The organism is Hydrotalea sp. (genome assembly GCF_049968455.1).
GTDB lineage: Bacteria > Bacteroidota > Bacteroidia > Chitinophagales > Chitinophagaceae > Hydrotalea.
Genome location: NZ_JBMFQT010000013.1, coordinates 1 through 1,709, shown reverse-complemented (window position 1 = coordinate 1,709; position 1,709 = coordinate 1). Strand labels below are relative to the sequence as shown.

The 1,709-nt window shown below is 29.0% G+C and carries 1 protein-coding gene; it reads left to right on the top strand.

The annotated features are described in order from the left end of the window. The coding region (locus tag ACP5P5_RS10055; protein ID WP_428285977.1) for an outer membrane beta-barrel family protein at positions 1–1,709 on the top strand (1,709 nt) is incomplete at both ends.

The following is a 1,709-nucleotide window of genomic DNA, read 5'->3' as shown; positions in this document are numbered from 1 at the left end:
AGAAATTTAAATGAAGGATGGATGGGCAATATTCAGTTAAACACGCAGCAAAGTGTTTATAATACTTCTCAATTAAATGGTTCTGTTAATTATAATAAACATAATCTGGCATTACAGTTTATTCCTTATCTAAGCAGTAATTTTAATTATAATACAGGGTATAACAGTTTTACTTATACAGACGATTCAAAAGATTCAACTACTACTGATCACTACAGACGTTACAGCGTAGCCGGTGGTGGCTTAAATGCAGATTACTATATCAATAATAACAACACTTTAAGTTACAAAGGCTGGTATTCCACAGTGAATGGTAATACCATTGATAATAATCTCATTTATCATCAGCCTTCCAATCAGTCAGGTTTTAATAATCCAATACAAACCTATGTTAATGGAACAGATCATTATATATATAATTTCGGAAATATATATTTTCATCATCAGTTTGATTCTTTAAATAAACAAAATATTGATGTTAATGTAGATTACAACAAATTTTATCAGGAACAAAATAGTGTAGGAAATTTTAATCAATTAGACCAGCAGGGAAATTTGATTGGCAATATTGGTATTTATAACAATCATTTACCACAAAACTTTTTTAATTTATCTGAAAGGATTGATTATGGCAATCAACTATCTAACCATTTAAAGTGGATTTTGGGTATTCAGTTTAGCCAAACACAAGTAGATAATAATTTAAAATATTATAACGGATATCCTAACAATTATGTATTAGATACAATGCTTAGTAAACATTATGCTTATACTGAAAATTATGGTTCCGGCTATACCTCATTTGCTTATACTATTTCAGATAAATGGCAAATGAATATTGGTGGGAGGATAGAAACTACACAGTATAATACCCAAGAGAAAAACACCGGTATTTCAAAGGATTCTAACTATGTTAATTTTTTTCCCTCTTTCGGCCTAAGTTATGCTGCTAATGCAAAAAACAATTTTGGTTTTTCGTTTGCCAGAAAAATTATGCGTCCATCCATTGAATTGCTTTTCCCGGGGCGTACCTACTACAATCCCACTTTTTTTGCACAGAATAATCCATTTCTTCAACCCCAATTATATAATAATGCTGAGTTTACCTATGTTTATAATAATTTATTCAGTATTGTAGCCAGCTATTCACATATACAAAATGCATATAGTAATTTTATAATACCGGTTGTTGAAAATAATCAAAATAAATTTAATAACACTTATTTGAATTATGGTTCCAGTAATACCTATTCAATTACATTCACTTTATACAAGACCATTATCAATAATAAATGGGATACATACATTAACACTGCTTTTAATTATACCCATTACAAAGGCAATACCAACGTAGAAAATATTCTGTTAAACAATGCCAATGGTATGATAAATTGGGATAACTATGTATATTTAACTAAAAAAAAGGACTGGATGGCTTTTGTAACCCTGCATTATAATTCACCCCAGCAGACACTTGCTGCACATACTATTAATGGAATTTCTAATTTGGATATTATGATAAAGAAAACTTTCAAAAACTTTTCATTTTATATTTATTTATCTGATATATATAACGGTTCTTCCAAGTTTTGGCAAAGCCTTTTTACTAATCCACTTTTTACTGCCAACAATTCTTTGAACAACACTTATAACAGAAGTATCAGTTTAAATTTCACTTATCAATTCGGTAACAGAAATTTAAAAACTAT